The 16,745-nt window shown below is 63.5% G+C and carries 15 protein-coding genes; 12 read left to right on the forward strand and 3 right to left on the reverse strand.

Annotation, left to right across the window (positions count from 1 at the left end; genetic code table 11):
- The first annotated feature begins 11 nt into the window (after positions 1-11).
- Genes E2H86_RS09035 through E2H86_RS09045 form a run of 3 tightly spaced genes read left to right on the forward strand, consistent with a single transcriptional unit; the run spans position 12 to position 3,825 of the window.
- Entirely contained in the window at positions 12-317 is a 306-nt protein-coding gene (locus E2H86_RS09035) for a sarcosine oxidase subunit delta (protein WP_133326852.1), read from the forward strand.
- Positions 314-3,223 carry a 2Fe-2S iron-sulfur cluster-binding protein gene (locus tag E2H86_RS09040; RefSeq protein WP_207955617.1) on the forward strand — a complete coding sequence of 970 codons (2,910 nt, stop codon included), beginning with the start codon at positions 314-316 and terminating at the stop codon, positions 3,221-3,223. The genes E2H86_RS09035 and E2H86_RS09040 overlap by 4 nt, the downstream gene beginning before the upstream one ends.
- Positions 3,220-3,825, forward strand: coding sequence for a sarcosine oxidase (locus E2H86_RS09045; RefSeq protein WP_133326854.1), 606 nt, complete (start codon positions 3,220-3,222; stop codon positions 3,823-3,825). The genes E2H86_RS09040 and E2H86_RS09045 overlap by 4 nt, the downstream gene beginning before the upstream one ends.
- A 68-nt stretch (positions 3,826-3,893) precedes the next feature.
- Here the strand turns inward: E2H86_RS09045 and E2H86_RS09050 are convergent, their stop codons facing one another.
- Positions 3,894-4,778 carry a LysR family transcriptional regulator gene (locus tag E2H86_RS09050; protein WP_133326856.1) on the reverse strand — a complete coding sequence of 295 codons (885 nt, stop codon included), beginning with the start codon at positions 4,776-4,778 and terminating at the stop codon, positions 3,894-3,896.
- Between the two features lie 144 nt (positions 4,779-4,922).
- Here E2H86_RS09050 and E2H86_RS09055 point away from each other — a divergent pair, with 144 nt between their 5' ends.
- Together E2H86_RS09055 and E2H86_RS09060 are read left to right on the forward strand one after the other, a co-directional pair.
- Positions 4,923-5,942 carry an alpha/beta hydrolase gene (locus E2H86_RS09055; protein ID WP_133326858.1) on the forward strand — a complete coding sequence of 340 codons (1,020 nt, stop codon included), beginning with the start codon at positions 4,923-4,925 and terminating at the stop codon, positions 5,940-5,942.
- Positions 5,943-5,997: 55 nt separating this feature from the next.
- Positions 5,998-6,720, forward strand: coding sequence for a pirin family protein (locus E2H86_RS09060; protein ID WP_133326860.1), 723 nt, complete (start codon positions 5,998-6,000; stop codon positions 6,718-6,720).
- 64 nt (positions 6,721-6,784) lie between these two features.
- On the opposite strand, the gene E2H86_RS09065 is transcribed toward E2H86_RS09060, so the two are convergent.
- Positions 6,785-7,078 (reverse strand): DUF1330 domain-containing protein, encoded by a 294-nt coding sequence (locus E2H86_RS09065; RefSeq protein ID WP_133326862.1) that lies wholly within the window; start codon positions 7,076-7,078, stop codon positions 6,785-6,787.
- A 78-nt stretch (positions 7,079-7,156) separates the two neighbouring features.
- Here E2H86_RS09065 and ribBA point away from each other — a divergent pair, with 78 nt between their 5' ends.
- The 7 genes from ribBA (at position 7,157) to E2H86_RS09100 (ending at position 15,056) form a co-directional block, all read left to right on the forward strand.
- Positions 7,157-8,278, forward strand: coding sequence for a bifunctional 3,4-dihydroxy-2-butanone-4-phosphate synthase/GTP cyclohydrolase II (ribBA, locus tag E2H86_RS09070; protein WP_133326864.1), 1,122 nt, complete (start codon positions 7,157-7,159; stop codon positions 8,276-8,278).
- 285 nt (positions 8,279-8,563) lie between these two features.
- Positions 8,564-9,589, forward strand: a complete 1,026-nt coding sequence (locus E2H86_RS09075; RefSeq protein WP_133326866.1) for a polyamine ABC transporter substrate-binding protein — start codon at positions 8,564-8,566, stop codon at positions 9,587-9,589.
- Positions 9,586-10,503 (forward strand): ABC transporter permease, encoded by a 918-nt coding sequence (locus E2H86_RS09080; protein WP_133326868.1) that lies wholly within the window; start codon positions 9,586-9,588, stop codon positions 10,501-10,503. Before E2H86_RS09075 ends, E2H86_RS09080 begins: the two co-directional genes overlap by 4 nt.
- 6 nt (positions 10,504-10,509) lie before the next feature.
- Positions 10,510-11,319: an ABC transporter permease gene (locus tag E2H86_RS09085; protein WP_133326870.1), complete on the forward strand. Its 810-nt coding sequence runs from the start codon at positions 10,510-10,512 to the stop codon at positions 11,317-11,319.
- A 19-nt stretch (positions 11,320-11,338) separates the two neighbouring features.
- Positions 11,339-12,487 carry an ABC transporter ATP-binding protein gene (locus E2H86_RS09090; RefSeq protein WP_133326872.1) on the forward strand — a complete coding sequence of 383 codons (1,149 nt, stop codon included), beginning with the start codon at positions 11,339-11,341 and terminating at the stop codon, positions 12,485-12,487.
- A gap of 105 nt (positions 12,488-12,592) precedes the next feature.
- The gene (locus E2H86_RS09095; protein ID WP_133326874.1) at positions 12,593-13,900 is read left to right on the forward strand and encodes a substrate-binding domain-containing protein; all 1,308 of its coding nucleotides are present in this window, start codon (positions 12,593-12,595) and stop codon (positions 13,898-13,900) included.
- Between the two features lie 148 nt (positions 13,901-14,048).
- Positions 14,049-15,056 (forward strand): TerC family protein, encoded by a 1,008-nt coding sequence (locus E2H86_RS09100; protein WP_133326876.1) that lies wholly within the window; start codon positions 14,049-14,051, stop codon positions 15,054-15,056.
- 442 nt (positions 15,057-15,498) lie between these two features.
- Here E2H86_RS09100 and E2H86_RS09105 read toward each other — a convergent pair whose 3' ends face one another.
- Positions 15,499-16,728: an acyl-CoA dehydrogenase gene (locus tag E2H86_RS09105; RefSeq protein ID WP_133326879.1), complete on the reverse strand. Its 1,230-nt coding sequence runs from the start codon at positions 16,726-16,728 to the stop codon at positions 15,499-15,501.
- Between the last annotated feature and the right edge of the window lie 17 nt (positions 16,729-16,745).

Here is a 16,745-nt window from a genome sequence, read left to right on the forward strand (position 1 = left end):
AGGACTGCACGATGAAGATCCTGACCTGCCCCTTGAACGGCCCGCGCAACATCAGCGAGTTCACCTATGGCGGCGAGCTCAAGCGCATGCCCGACCCAGCCACCTGCAGCGATGCCGAGTGGGCCGATTATGTGTTCAACAGCGAAAACCTGGCCGGCACCGTCATCGAGTGGTGGCTGCACAACGCCTCCAGCTACTGGTTTCTGGCCGAGCGCCACACCGTTAGCGACCAGGTGCTGCGAACCTTCGACCCCAAGGAAATGTTCGACCAGCGCGTCGACTTCGCCCCTGCCGTCACACCGGAGATCGCTGGATGAACCACATTAACCGCCTTCCCGCGCCCATGGGCCTGCTGATCGACCGCCAGCGGCCCTTGCAGTTTTCCTTCGACGGCCAGCCTTGCCAGGGCTTCGTCGGCGACAGCATCGCCAGCGCCCTGCTCGGCAATGGCCGCTGGCTGCTGTCTCGCTCGTTCAAATACCATCGTCCGCGCGGCCCGTTGAGCATGGCCGGGCAAGACGCCAACACCCTGGTGCAATTGCCCGACGAAGCCAACGTGCTGGCCGACATGCAGGCCGCCGATGATGGACTTGTGGTCGAGGGACAAAACTTCAACGGCAGCCTCCAGCACGACCGCGATGCGTACCTGGGCAAGTTCTCACGCTTCATGCCGGTTGGCTTCTATTACCGCGCCTTCTACAAGCCCAAGGGCATGTGGAAGATCTGGGAGCCGCTGATACGCAAGAAAGCCGGTCTTGGCGTGCTGGACCTCGGCTTCCGGCCGCAGTACTACGACAAGGCCTATCTGTTCGTGGATGTGGCGGTGATCGGTGCGGGCCCGGCTGGCCTGCGCGCTGCGCTGGATGCGGCCAAAGCGGGGGCCAAGGTGCTGCTGATCGAACAGCAGCCGGTACTCGGCGGCTCGCTCACCTACGCTCGCTTCGACATCGCCGGCACCCGCGCCGGACAGTTGCGCGAGCGACTGCTGGCAGAGGTCGAGGACCACCCGAATATCCAGGTCTTGCTGGAAGCCACCTGCAATGGATGGTTCACCGACAACTACCTGCCAGTGATCCAACACCAACGCATGTACAAGGTACGCGCCACACGCTGCGTAGTAGCTTCTGGCTCGTTCGACCAGCCGGTGGTGTTCCGCAACAACGACCTGCCTGGGGTAATGCTGATCAGCGCCGCCCAACGTTTGATGAAGCTGTACGCGGTCAAACCGGGCCAGCGTGCGGTGGTCCTCACGGGTCACGATGATGGCTACCTGGCCGCCCTCGACCTGCAGGAGCAGGGCGTGGCGGTCGCCGCCCTGGTGGACATGCGCGCCGCCCCCGCAGACAGCGCACTGACCAGCGAGCTCAAGCGCCGCGGCATACCTGTGCACCTGGGCAGCACGGTGTACGAAGCCCTGCCTGAAGCCGGCACGGGCCATGTCACCGGCGTCGACCTCCGCACTATCACTGGCCAAGGCAAGGTTGCCGAACACGGCCTGCGCTTGGCGTGTGACCTGTTATGCATGTCGGCTGGCTACATGCCGGTGTACCAGCTGCCATGCCAGGCCGGCGGCAAGCTCGCCTATGACGTCAACCGCGACGAATTCACTCTCGCCGGTCTGCCCGCCGGGCTGGATATCGCAGGCTCCGTGAACGGCCACCACCAGCTCGACAACGTCCTCGCCGATGCCGCCCGCGGGGCAGCGCAAGCAGTGACCGCCCTGGGCCTGCAAGCCGCCGAAGTGCCGGCGCTTGGCGCACAAGCCAGAGTCAACTTCCCCTGGCCGATCTTTCCTCACCCCAAGGGCAAGGACTTCGTCGACTTCGACGAGGACTTGCAGGTTCGCGATATCGTCAATGCCACCCGCAGTGGCTACCGCGACGTGCAACTGGTCAAGCGCTTCTCCACGGTCGGCATGGGTCCGTCCCAGGGGCGCCACTCAGCCCTGCCGACCGCGCGACTGGTGGCCCAGGCTACCGGCCGCAGCATCGGCGAAACCGGCGTGACCACGGCCCGCCCGCCATTCCAGGCGGAAAAGCTCGCGCATGTCGCCGGACGGGCCTTCGACCCGTACCGGCAGACGCCGATGCACCAGCGCCATGTGCAGGCCGGGGCGAAGATGATGCCCGCCGGTAGCTGGCAGCGCCCGGCCTACTATGGCGCTGCCGACGAACGCGAGCGCTGCATGCAGGAAGAGGCCCGCCATGTGCGGGAAAAAGTCGGCCTGATCGATGTGTCCACCCTGGGTGGCCTTGACGTACGTGGCCCCGATGCCGCCGAGCTGCTCGAGCGCCTGTACACCTTCGGCTTCGCCAAACTGGCTATCGGTCGCACCCGTTACGCGCTGATGACCAACGAGCACGGGGTGGTGATCGACGACGGCGTCTGCGCACGCCTGGCGGAGCAGCACTTCTACGTCACCGCCACTACAAGTGGCGTCGATCGTCTCTACCAGCAGATGCTCAAGTGGAATGCCCAGTGGCGCCTGGACGTCGACATCACCAACGTCACCGCCGCCCTGGCTGCCGTTAACCTCGCCGGACCGTTGTCGCGGCGCGTGTTGGCCAAGGTGTGCGAAGACGTCGACCTGTCAGCCGAAGCCTTCCCCTACCTGGGCGTGCGCCTGGGCACTGTGGCAGGTATTACGGCGCGGATCCTGCGGGTTGGCTTCGTCGGTGAACTGGGCTATGAGGTGCACGTGCCGGCACGCCATGCCGAGCGCCTGTGGGATGCGCTGATGCAAGCGGGCGCCGAGCTGGGCATCCGCCCGTTCGGGGTCGAGACCCAACGCCTGCTGCGCCTGGAAAAGGGCCACGTGATCATCGGCCAGGACACCGACGGCATGACCCACCCGGCGGAAATCGACATGCAGTGGGCCATCGGTCGCAAGAAGCCGTTCTTCGTCGGCAAGCGCTCCATCGAGATCCTCGAAGCGCAACCCCTCAAGCGCAAGCTGGTCGGCTTCACCTTGCCCAAAGGCAGCGCGCAGCCCCTGGAAGGCCATCTGGTCCTGGACGGTGCGGATATCTCCGGCAACGTCACCTCCTGCGAATACTCGCAGACCCTGGGGCAGATCATCGGTCTGGCCTATGCCGGCGCCCACCAGGCGACCCCCGGCATGCACATCCCGATCCGCGTGGAAGGCGGCGCGATGGTCAGCGCCAAAGTGGTGCAACTGCCGTTCTTCGACCCCGACAACTCACGCCAGGAGCGCATAGCATGAACCGCCTGAAAGCCGAGGCCTTACCCACCCGCAGCCCGTGTACAGAGCGGCTGCAGAGCTGCGCGCTGAGCGACCTGAGCGAGCTGGCGCGGGTCGGTTTTCGCGGAGGCGACAGTGCCGCCTACCTGCAACAGCGGGGTTACCGCCTGCCTGCGCAGCCGAACCAGGCCTTGCGCCAGGACGACGGTGCCTGGGTGGCGCGCCTGTCAGCCAACGAGTACCTGCTGCTCGGCAGTCTGGCCGACCTGGGCGCAGCGATAGCCGCCGAGGAGGCGCAGTGGGTGCAGGATGCCTCGCGCAACTACCTGCTGCCACGTCAGGACAGCCATGCCTGGCTGCAGTTGTCCGGGCAGCAGTGCAGTGCGGTGATGGCCAAGTTATGCGGTGTCGACCTCCGCGCTCAAGCCTTCCCTGTGGGGGCCGTGGCGCAGACGTCGGCGGCGCGGATCAACGTGATCGTGGTGAATGTCGGGAGCGAGGCGTGGCCTGCGTTGTACCTGCTGTTCGACCGCGCTTCGCTGGCGTACTTCCGTGATGCGATGCTCGATGCGATGGAGGAGTTCGAGGGGGGATGGGTGGGGGTCGATGAATTGACCTGTTGATCTGTACTGGCCTCTTCGCGGCGGTTCGGCGCCCCGACAAGCCCGCGAAGAGACCCTAGATCACATCATCAAAGTTGGGCCAAGCGCTCACGCAAGAATTCGACGAACCCCTGCACCGGCCGCGCCACCTGCCGATGCTGCGGATAAACCGCCGACAACTGCAGCGCCGCGGGAGCCCACTCCGCCAGCACCGGGACCAGCCGCCCCTCCGCCAACGCCTTGCCGACGATGAATGTCGGCAGGTAGGTCACCCCCATCCCGGCAACCGCCGCGTCCCGTAGCATCTCGCCGTTGTTCGCGCGCATGCGCCCGGTGACCTGAATCGACTGAACCTTGCCACCCTGCCTGAACTGCCACTGCACCTGCCGTGAATGCCCATAAGGCAGGCAATCGTGCTCGGTCAGCTGCTCGGGGCAGCTCGGCACACCCCGCGCTTCGAGATACCCAGGGCTTGCGCAATACACCCGCTCGACATTGGCGATGCGCCGGGCGATCAGGCTGGAGTCCTCCAGCGCGCCAATACGCAGCGCCAGGTCATAGCCCTCGCCGATCAGGTCCACGGCACGATCGCTGAGGTCCACCTCCACATCCACCTGCGGGTGCAGCCGCAGGAACTCGGTCAGCAGGCAGCTCAGGTGCGCCATGGCGAACGACAGCGGCGCGCTCAGCCGCAGGGTGCCACGCAAAGCCTGGGTCTGGCCGCTGATATCGTGCTCGACCTGTTGCACCTCACCCAGAAGACGCAACGCCGACTGGTAATAGTGCTGGCCCAGCGGCGTGGCATCCAGACGCCGGGTGGAGCGGTTGAGCAGACGCACGCCAAGGCGCTCCTCGAGTTGCATCAGGCGCCGGCTGACGGATTGCTTGGACATGCCGAGGCGGTCGGCGGCAGAAGTGAAGCTGCCGGCTTCCATGACCTGGGCGAAAATGCGCATGTCTTCGTAGGGGTTCATTGTCTCGCTCACAGTGACAGTTAAACGCTTTATAACGGCTTTTTCCCGTCAATGCATCTCCCTAATCTACGCACAGGTCGCAGCGATGGCCCCAAGGCCAGGCAAGACGCCCACTCCACCACTTGCATAGAAAAGGATTCGCTCATGAACACTGTCCACAAAGCCCTCACCGCCAGCGTGCTCGCACTGTCCATCTCCAACGCCTTCGCCGCTGGCAGCCCTGGCGTCGAGCAGCACACCCAGGCCTTCCTCGAAGCTCTGGAACAAGGCGGCGGCAAGCCACTCGAACAACTCAGCGCGAAAGACGCTCGCGCCGTGCTGACCGGTGCCCAGGCCTCGGTGAAGGTCGACCTGTCCGGCATCGAGGTGAAGGAACGCGTCATCCAGGTCAAGGGCGAGTCGATCAAGCTGCAAGTGGTACGCCCGGCCAAGGTCAAAGGCGATCTGCCGGTGTTCATGTTCTTCCACGGCGGCGGCTGGGTACTGGGCGACTTCCCGACCCACCAACGACTGATTCGCGACCTTGTGGTCGGTTCCGGCGCAGCGGCGGTCTATGTGGACTACACGCCTTCGCCCGAAGCGCACTACCCCACCGCCATCAACCAGGCTTACGCCGCCACCCAGTGGGTTGCCGAGCACGGCAAGGAGATCGGCGTGGACGGCAAGCGCCTGGCCGTGGCGGGTAACAGCGTCGGTGGCAACATGGCGGCAGTGGTCGCACTCAAGGCCAAAGAGGCCGGCACTCCTGCTCTGCGCTTCCAACTGCTGCTGTGGCCGGTGACCGATGCCAGCTTCGAGACGGCCTCCTACAAGCAATTTGCCGAAGGTCATTTCCTGACGACCGGGATGATGAAGTGGTTCTGGGACAACTACACCACCGATGCCAAGGCCCGGGCACAGATCTACGCCTCGCCGCTGCGGGCGAGCAGCGAACAGCTCAAGGGCCTGCCGCCGGCGCTGGTGCAAACGGCCGAGTTCGATGTGCTGCGCGATGAGGGCGAGGCCTATGCACGCAAGCTCGATGCAGCCGGTGTAACGGTGACCTCGGTGCGTTACAACGGGATGATTCACGACTATGGCTTGCTCAACCCGTTGAGCCAGGTGCCGGCGGTGAAGGCGGCGATGCGTCAGGCGGCTGCCGAATTGAAAGTGCACTTGCAATAACCCTCAATCATCCAATGGCAGGGCCGAACGGCCCTGCCCGCATCGGAGATCGCTCATGCTCACCGTCCGTAACGCACAAGACCGTGGCCTGGCCTTCCATGGCTGGCTCAAGTCTTTCCACACATTCTCCTTCGGTCATTACCGCAACCCAGAGGAGCAAGGCTTCTCCGACCTGCTGGTGATCAATGACGATCGCGTCATCGCCGGCAAGGGCTTTGGCGAACACCCGCACCGGGATATGGAGATCTTCTCCTATGTCCTTGAAGGTGCACTGGAGCACAAGGACACATTGGGCACTGGTTCGGTGATCCGCCCCGGCGATGTGCAGTTGATGAGCGCAGGCCATGGCGTGGCGCACAGCGAGTTCAACCACAGCCAGACGCAGCCGGTGCACTTCCTGCAAATCTGGATCGTGCCCAACGTCAGTGGTGCAACACCGCGCTACCAGCAACAGCACTTCAGTGCCGCCGACAAACGCGGAAAGTTGCGCCTGATCATTTCGCCGGACGGCGCCGAAGGTTCCTTGCAGGTGCGGCAGAACGCCCGGGTGTATGCCGGATTGTTCGATGGCCCCGAACAGGCCAGGCTGCACTTGCCGAAAAATCGCCATGCCTATGTGCACGTGGCTCGGGGCAGCATCGATGTGAATGGCCACCGACTGAACGAAGGTGATGGCGTCCGCATCCGACAAGAGCAGGTGCTGGAACTCACCGCTGGCGTGGACGCCGAGGTACTGGTCTTCGACCTGCGGCCCCACGAGCTGCCAGGGATGCCCTGATCTGCAAGTCTGGCAGCAACTGCGGTATCGCCGGCTGACCGACGATACCGCAGTCAACCACACCTCAGGGCTTGCAGCCCTCGACGATGATCACCTCCGCCTTCGCCACGCCCTGGCGATGGCTGCACGCCTCCTGATACAAGGCTGAGTGGTAGCACGCCACGGCCTGATCATACGAATCGAATTCGATCACCACACTACGCTGCGGCGTTGGCCGCCCTTCCATCGCTTCGCTACGCCCCCCCCGCGCCAGAAAACGACCGCCGAAAGCCTGGAACGCCGCGGGCGCTCGCTGGGTGTATTGCAGGTACTGTTCGGTGTCGGTCACGTCGACATGGGCGATCCAATAGGCTTTCATCGGCTGGTCTCCTTGGTTTCTGATATTTGTGTATGATGGTATACCATAAAAATCACACCACCACAGTGAGCGTGCAGCATGGCATTCAACAGTATCGAAGAACTTCTCGAGGACTACCGGCAAGGCAAGATGGTGCTGCTGGTGGACGACGAGGATCGGGAAAACGAAGGCGACCTGTTGATCGCCGCCGAGCGCTGCGACGCCCAGGCTATCAATTTCATGGCCCGACAGGCACGCGGGTTGATCTGTCTGACGTTGACCGACGACCACTGCCAGCGGCTAGGCCTGGAACAGATGGTTCCGGCCAACGGCAGCGTGTTCAGCACCGCCTTCACCGTGTCGATCGAAGCTGCCAGCGGCGTCACCACCGGTATCTCCGCCGCTGACCGGGCCCGAACCGTGGCCGCCGCCATGGCACCCAATGCCCGCCCTGAAGACTTGGTCCAGCCTGGGCACATCTTCCCTCTGCGCGCCCGCGAAGGCGGGGTACTGACCCGCGCGGGGCATACCGAGGCGGGTTGCGACCTGGCGCGCCTGGCGGGCTTCAGCCCAGCCTCGGTGATCGTCGAAGTGCTCAACGATGACGGCACCATGGCCCGTCGCCCGGACCTGGAAGTCTTCGCCGCCGAGCACGGCATCAAGATCGGCACCATTGCCGACCTGATCCATTACCGCCTGAGCACCGAGCAGACCATCAAGCGCATCGGCGAGCGCGAACTGCCGACCGTCCACGGCACTTTCCGCCTGGTCACCTACGAAGACCACATCGAAGGCGGGGTGCACATGGCCATGGTGATGGGCGATATCCGCCGCGAGCAGCCGACCCTGGTGCGGGTGCATGTGATCGACCCGCTGCGCGACCTGGTCGGTGCCGAGTACGCCGGCCCGGCCAACTGGACCTTGTGGGCGGCCTTGCAGAAGGTGGCTGAGGAAGGCGCAGGCGTGGTGGTGATCCTGGCCAATCACGAGTCGTCCCAGGCCCTGCTGGAACGGGTACCGCAGTTGACCCAGCCAGTACGTCCCTACCAGCGTGGGCAATCGAAGGTGTATTCGGAGGTCGGTACTGGGGCGCAGATTCTCCAGGACTTGGGCGTGGGCAAGCTGCGCCACCTCGGCCCGCCGCTGAAATACGCAGGCCTGGCGGGGTATGAACTGGAGGTGGTGCAGAGCATTCCGTTCGAGCCACAAGCTTCAAGCTGAAAGCCTCAAGAGGAAAGCGGACCTGCATAAACACGCGATCCGCTTTGCTTGCAGCTTGAGACTTGTAGCTTGCGCTTAGGTCGGAGTGATGGCCGGTAGCCTCATCCCTCTTGCGAAAAGTTTGGAATACCATAATATGATATCCCGTAGACCTTAAAACTGCAGGCCGGCACCTACAATCACAAACGGCCGAGAACACTTTGTAAAAGCTGCTCCCCGAACACAGTTGGCGGGCGCAAGATGAATAGCCCCGCCTCGAATAACAAAAGTAACGAGGGCGTAACCATGCTGTTGAGCAAACGTGTAACCGCAGTGCTGTCCGCCAGCCTGCTGACCCTGGCTTGTCAGGCCACCCAGGCCGCCGACAGCCTCAACTTCGTCAGCTGGGGCGGTACCACCCAGGACGCCCAGAAAGAAGCTTGGGCCGCTCCCTTCACCCAATCGACCAACATCAAGGTCGTCCAGGATGGTCCGACCGACTATGGCAAGCTCAAGGCCATGGTCGAAAGCGGCAATGTCCAGTGGGACGTGGTCGATGTCGAGGCCGATTTCGCCCTGCGCGCCGCCAGCGAAGGCCTGCTCGAACCCCTGGACTTCAACACCATCCAACGCGACAAGATCGACCCGCGCTTCGTCTCCGACCATGGCGTCGGTTCGTTCTTCTTCTCCTTCGTGCTCGGCTACAACGAAGGCAAGCTCGGTGCCAACAAGCCCGTCGACTGGACCGCGCTGTTCGATACCAAGACCTATCCCGGCAAACGCGCCCTGTACAAATGGCCCAGCCCCGGCGTGCTGGAACTGGCCCTGCTGGCCGATGGCGTAGCGCCCGACAAGCTGTACCCGCTCGACCTGGACCGCGCCTTCAAGAAGCTCGACACCATCAAGCAGGACATCGTCTGGTGGGGCGGCGGTGCCCAGTCCCAGCAACTGCTGGCCTCCGGTGAAGCCTCGCTCGGTCAGTTCTGGAACGGTCGGGTCTATGCGCTGCAAAAAGATGGTGCACCGGTGGGCGTGAGCTGGAAGCAGAACCTGGTCATGGCCGATTTCCTGGTCATCCCCAAAGGTGCCAAGAACAAGGACGCGGCCATGAAGTTCCTGGCCACCGCCAGCGGTGCCGAGGGCCAGGCCGAGTTCGCCAATCTGACCGCCTATGCCCCGGTCAACGTCGACAGCGTGGCCAAGCTGGACAAAGACCTGGCACCGAATCTGCCTACCGCCTACGCCCAAGACCAGGTAACGCTGGACTTCGCCTACTGGGCCAAGAACGGTCAGGCCATCGCCGCACGCTGGAATGAGTGGTTGGTCAAATGAAAGTCGCCGTCAACGCCCTGCACAACGCCCAAGGTGCCCCCACGGGCACCGGCGCCCCTGGGGAGGCTGCGCGCCGCCCCGGCCTGGGCCAGCGCTGGAAAGGCAGCCGCAACCTGCTTCCAGCCTTGCTGTTCCTCGGGCTGTTCTTCTTCGCCCCGTTGATCGGTCTGCTGCTGCGCGGGGTCCTGGAGCCAGTCCCAGGTCTGGGTAACTACGAACAGTTGTTCGCCAACTCTGCCTATGCACGCGTGCTGTTCAACACCTTCTCGGTGGCTGGCCTGGTCACCCTGATCAGTGTGCTGTTGGGCTTTCCGCTGGCCTGGGCGATCACCCTGGTGCCCAAGGGCTGGGGCCGCTGGTTGCTGAACATCGTGCTGCTGTCGATGTGGACCAGCTTGCTGGCTCGCACCTACTCGTGGCTGGTGTTGCTGCAAGGCTCGGGGGTGATCAACAAGGCGTTGATGGCGTTGGGCATCATCGATACCCCACTGGAGCTGGTGCACAACCTGACTGGCGTGGTGATCGGCATGAGCTACATCATGATCCCGTTCATCGTCCTGCCGCTGCAGGCGACCATGCACGCCATCGACCCGATGGTGCTGCAGGCGGGCTCGATCTGTGGCGCCAGCCCCTGGACCAACTTCTGGAAGGTGTTCCTGCCACTGTGCCGCTCGGGGCTGTTCTCCGGCGCACTGATGGTGTTCGTCATGTCGCTGGGTTACTACGTCACCCCCGCCCTGCTCGGAGGGGCACAGAACATGATGCTGCCGGAATTCATCATCCAACAGGTGCAGTCGTTCCTCAATTGGGGCCTGGCCAGCGCCGCCGCCGCACTGCTGGTGCTGATCACCCTGGTGCTCTTCTACCTGTACCTGAAGCTGCAGCCGGAATCCCCGGTCGGCAACGCGAGGTAAACCGCCATGCTCCTGTCCCCCAATGCCATGGGCCGCCCGTTACGCACGGGCCTGTATCTGACCACTGGCGTCATCGCGGCCTTCCTGCTGCTGCCGGTGGTGTTCATCATCCTGTTGTCGTTCGGCTCCTCCCAATGGTTGGTGTTCCCACCACCGGGCTGGACCCTGAAGTGGTACGGCCAGTTCTTCTCCAACCCCGAGTGGATGGAGGCGGCCCTGGCCAGCCTCAAGGTCGCCGTGCTGACCACCATCGCCGCGGTGCTGCTGGGCCTGCCCACCGCCTTCGCCTTGGTGCGTGGTCGTTTCCCTGGCCGCGAGCTGCTCTATGGGCTGTTCACCATGCCGATGATCGTGCCGCTGGTGATCATCGCCGTAGCGGTCTACGCATTGTTTCTCAAGCTGGGCTACACCGGCACGCTGTTCGCATTCGTGGTCAGCCATGTCATCGTCGCCCTGCCCTTCACCATCATTTCGATCATCAACTCGCTGAAGCTGTTCGACCAGTCGATCGAGGATGCCGCGGTCATCTGCGGAGCCTCGCGCCTGCAGGCGATCCGCAAGGTGACCTTCCCGGCGATTCGTCCAGGGATGATCGCCGGCGGCCTGTTCGCTTTCCTCGTCTCCTGGGACGAAGTGGTGCTCAGCGTGATGATGGCCAGCCCCGACCTGCAGACCCTGCCGGTCAAGATGTGGACCACTTTGCGCCAGGACCTCAGCCCGGTGATCGCCGTCGCCTCGACGCTGCTGATCGGCCTGTCGCTGCTGGTCATGTTCATTGCCGCCGCACTGCGCCGGCGCACCGAAGTCAACGCCTGAGTGCCCGGAGACAACAACAATGAGTGCCGTGATCAAAGACAACGCCCGCGACAAGACCCTGGTCAGCCTGCGTGGCCTGAACAAGCACTACGGCGATTTCACCGCCGTGGACAACCTCGACCTGGACATCCAGGATGGCGAATTCCTCACCTTCCTCGGTTCCAGCGGCTCGGGCAAGTCCACCACCCTGTCGATGCTCGCCGGTTTCGAGACGCCCAGCAGCGGCGAGATCCTGGTCGAAGGCCGCTCGTTGGTGCAGGTGCCGCCGCACAAGCGTGATATCGGCATGGTATTCCAGCGTTACTCGCTGTTCCCGCACCTTACGGTGCGCGACAACATCGCCTTCCCCCTGGCCATCCGCAAGCTCGGCGCCGCCGAGACCAACAAGCGTGTCGATGCCATGCTCAAGTTGGTGCAACTGGAGAAGTTCGCTCACCGCAAGCCGTCGCAGATGTCCGGCGGTCAGCAACAGCGCGTGGCAATCGCCAGGGCCTTGGTGTACGAGCCACGCATCCTGCTGATGGACGAACCGCTCGGCGCGCTGGACAAGAAGCTGCGCGAAGACCTGCAGGACGAACTGCGCCAACTGCACCGCCGCCTGGGCATCACCATCGTCTACGTGACCCACGACCAGGAAGAAGCGATGCGCCTGTCCCAACGCATCGCCATCTTCAGTCATGGCAAGATCGTCGGCCTGGGCAGTGGCTACGACCTCTACCAAAATCCACCGAACGCTTTCGTCGCTTCGTTCCTGGGTAACTCGAATTTCCTGCGGATCAAGGCCAACAGCCACGGTGCCGGCAGCTTCGAGGGGCAGCCAGTGGCCATCCGCCTGACCCCAGGCCTCGCTGCCGAACAGCAGGCGCTGATCATGGTTCGGCCGGAGAAAGCCCTGGCCCTGACCGCTGAGCAGGCTGCGCGCGAGCCTCTGCCTGCGGGCTGGAACGAAGTCAGTGCCAAGGTCGCAGAAGTGCTGTTCCTCGGGGAGAGCCAGACCTGTCATGTGGTGACCGCCGGAGGCACCGAACTGACGGTCAAGGCGCTGTCCGCGGCCGGTATGTCGATGCAGCCGGGGGACAATGTGAAAGTCCGCTGGGCGGTGGCCGATGCCTGTATCTATACCGAATGGGCGGAGAGTGACCTGAGCAAATCGGCGGGCGCACATTGAGCCGGGGCCATAGCGTCGCGGCTTGACCTCAGCGTTAGCTGTCACATTTCGGTCACGCCACCGTCGTAGTCTGCCGGGCAACCCTCTGTCACAAGGTTGCCCGGCATGCCTCGCGCGCTTTTCCTGTTGATTGCCTTGTTACCCGGTCTGACACTGGCCGGCCCCGCGCAACTGCGCGTACAAGGTTCCAATACCATCGGCGCCGCCCTCCTCCCGGCCTTGGCCACAGGCCTGTTACAGGCCCAACACGCCCGCGCCATCGAGCGACAACCTGGGGCGCAAGCCAATGAAACCCTGGTCACCGCGCAAGATGCCAAGGGCGACCCACTTCGTATCGATATCGCCGCCCATGGTTCGAGCACCGGGTTTACCGCGCTCGGTCGCGGCGACGCCGACCTGGCCGCTGCTTCGCGCGCCATCAGCGACACCGAGCTTCGCCAACTGCGCGCACTGGGCGATCTGCGCGCGGCCAGCTCCGAGCAGGTCATCGGCCTCGACGGGGTAGCGGTCATCGTCCACCCGGACAATCCACTCCCGCAACTGACCACCGCACAAGTGGCACGGATCTTCGCTGGGCAGATCGACCGCTGGGAGCAACTGGGGGTGTCCAGTGGGCCCATTCACCTGTATGCCCGCGACGACCGCTCAGGCACCTTCGAGACTTTCCGGGCCCTGGTACTGGAGCCCCGCCAAGCCGAACTGGCCGCCCAGGCACAGCGCTTCGAGTCCAGCGACGAACTGGCGACGCGGGTCGCCGGCGACCGCCAGGCTATCGGCTTCACCAGCCTGGCCTCGGTGCACGGCGCCAAGGTGCTCGCGGTCGCCGAGGGCGATGCCCCGGCCATGCTTCCTGACCGCAGCCTGATCGCCAGCGAGGATTACCCGTTGTCACGGCGGCTGTACTTCTACCTGCCCGCCAATGCCAAGCCGCTGGCAAAGGCCTTGGTGGAGTTCGCCCAGAGCCCGGCCGGCCAGGCGATCGTCGCCGAGCAAGGCTTCGTCTCGCAGCAGATAAAGGCGCAAGCAGTACCGGCACAGGCCGACATGCCGCCGCGCTATCGCAGCCTGGCCCAGCAAGCGCAACGGCTGAGCGTCAACTTCCGCTTCCAGGAAGGCAGCGCCAGCCTCGACAACAAGGCCCTGCGCGACGTGCAGCGAGTGGTCGAGTACCTGCGCCACAACGACAAGCTGCAGAGCAAAGCCGTATTGGTCGGCTTTGGCGATCCCAAGGAAACGCCGGGCCGTGCGGCGCTGCTGTCACGCCTGCGCGCCCTTGCGGTGCGCCGCGAGCTCGCCCGTGATGGCGTCGAAGTGCTGGAGGTGGCAGGCATGGGAGATGAATTACCGGTGGCCGGCAACGACTTGGAGCGAGGCCGCCTGCGCAATCGCCGGGTGGAGGTGTGGGTGTACTGAAGCAAAAACTTGTAACACCCCAACATTCGGCGTCACCGGCAAAAGGGTCTAGGCTCAGAGTCATGTGATACCGGGCCCCTCTGACGGCTGCCAAGCCGTGATGTCGGATCACTGTTGCCATGCAACGTCGATCATTCAGGAGGGGCTCATGATGGCTCTGCAGACATTCCTCACCACGCCATTTCTCGGTACCAGCACCTGGCTTTGGCTGGTCTTCATGGCCGTCGTCATCGGCCTGCTGGTGCTCGATCTCGGCGTGCTCCATCGCCAGGACCGCGAAATCGAAATGCGCGAAAGCCTGTTGCTCTACACCGGCTACTTCAGCGTCGGCGTGCTGTTCGGGGCATGGGTCTGGTACCAGTTAGGGGCGCAGTCGGCCTTGGAGTTCTACACGGGCTTTCTGGTGGAGCAGTCTCTGTCGATGGACAACGTGTTCGTCATGGCGATGATCTTCGGCTACTTCTCCATACCCCGCCGCTACCAGCATAGAGTGCTGTTCTGGGGCATTCTCGGCGTCGTGCTGCTGCGTGCGATCATGATCGGCGTGGGTGCGGCGTTGGTGCAGCATTTTGCCTGGGTGCTGTATATCTTCGGCGCTTTCCTGCTGTTCACCGGGATCAAGATGGCCTTCACCCACGAGGACAGCCGACCGGACCTGGCCAACAACCCGGTGATCCGCTTCGTCCGTCGGCACATGCGTGTCACCGACCAGATTCACGGTTCGCATTTCTTCGTGCGCCTCACCCCACCCGGTCACAGCAAGGCGTTGCGCCATGCAACGCCGCTGTTCCTGGCATTGGTGCTGATCGAGCTGGCCGACCTGGTATTCGCCGTCGACAGCGTACCTGCGATCTTCGCCATCACCCAGGACCCGTTCATCGTCTACACCTCGAACATCTTCGCCATCCTTGGCCTGCGCTCGTTGTACTTCGCCCTCTCGGCATTGATGCACCGGTTCGTGTACCTCAAGTACGCGCTGGCGATGGTGTTGATCTTCATCGGATGCAAAATCTTCTACCACGGCATGGTCGGCAAGGTGCCGGCGCTGCTGTCGCTCGGGGTGACGTTCGGCTTGCTCCTCGGTGGGGTGGTGGTGTCGTTGATCAAGACGCGGGGCGAAAAAGCAGCTGCAACGAAGGTCACGGGCGAACCGTGAACAGTTACGGCAAATCACATCCCAAGGTCATGGATGCGATCATCGCCGGGCGCGGTACTGCTACGAAAGACGCAGTACCAGCGCCAACGTAGCGCCTGAGGCAAATCAAACAGGGCAGTCATTGGAGACCTAGATCTTTACTTGAACTTGAAGAGGGCCCATACCGCCACCATCAAGAAGAATCCGGACACGCTTAGCCAAGCCGAGACGATCAACCTACGCTTGACCTGACGCGGAAAAGCGCCCCCATGCCGCTGCCCGGGCACCTGTGCCGAACGTGATGATGGGCAGTGCCGACACGGGTGTTTGACGCCAGGACGAAATGAGCAAGCTGATGAGCGTGCTAGCCACAAGGCAGCCCAGGATTTGGTGGTGGACCTGAAAACACAATGACTCCGCCGCGACCTCTTCGCCGACCCGAAGAGGTCGAGACGGCTTTGGCTTACCTACCGCTATGCAACATCTCCGCCGGCACATACTTGCCGATCTCATACTTGCCAATCGCCGCCCGGTGCACTTCATCGGGCCCATCGGCCAAACGCAGGGTACGCTGCATCGCGTACATGTAGGCCAGCGGGAAATCCCCACTGACCCCTGCCCCGCCATGCAACTGGATCGCCCGATCGATCACCTTCAATGCCACGTTCGGCGCCACCACCTTGATCTGAGCGATTTCACTGCGTGCCACCTTGTTGCCAACGGTGTCCATCATGTACGCGGCCTTGAGGGTCAACAGCCGGGCCATGTCGATCTCCATGCGCGAGTCAGCGATTTTGTCGACGTTACCGCCGAGCCGCGCCAATGGGCGGCCGAAGGCGGTGCGTGCGACGGCGCGCTTGCACATCAGCTCCAGCGCACGTTCGGCCATGCCGATCGAACGCATGCAATGGTGGATGCGCCCAGGCCCGAGGCGCCCCTGGGCGATCTCGAAGCCACGGCCTTCACCGAGAATCACGTTTTCGTAAGGCACACGCACGTTCTCGAACAGCACTTCGGCATGCCCATGGGGCGCGTCGTCGTAGCCGAAGACCGGCAGTGGCCGAACGATTTTCACCCCCGGTGCGTCGGTCGGCACCAGTACCATCGAGTGCTGTTGATGGCGTGGCGCCTGGGGATCGGACAGGCCCATGAAGATCATGATCTTGCAGCGCGGGTCGCACGCCCCGGACGTCCACCACTTGCGGCCGTTGATGACCCATTCGTCACCGTCACGGATCGCGGTAGCAGCCATGTTGGTGGCATCCGAGGAGGCAACCTCCGGCTCGGTCATGGCGAACGCCGATCGGATCTCGCCGCGCAACAACGGCTCCAGCCACTGGCGCTTTTGCGCTTCGCTGCCATAACGCACCAACACCTCCATGTTGCCGGTGTCCGGCGCCGAACAGTTGAACGGTTCCGGCCCGAGCAATGAACGTCCCATGATCTCGGCCAACGGCGCATATTCCAGGTTGCTCAGCCCGGCACCATACTCCGAGTCGGGCAGGAACAGGTTCCACAGGCCCTCGGCCTGCGCCTTGGCCTTGAGCGTCTCCATGATCGCGGTGGGTTGCCAGCGGTCACCCTCGGCAACCTGACGTTCGAACACCGGCTCGGCGGGGTAGACATGGGTATCCATGAACGCACTGACGCGTTCGCGCAGAGCCTGGACCTTGGGCGAATAGGCGAAATCCATCGGGGCTACCTTCACGA

Origin of the sequence: Pseudomonas putida (assembly GCF_004357765.1) — a bacterium.
GTDB lineage: Bacteria > Pseudomonadota > Gammaproteobacteria > Pseudomonadales > Pseudomonadaceae > Aquipseudomonas > Aquipseudomonas putida_U.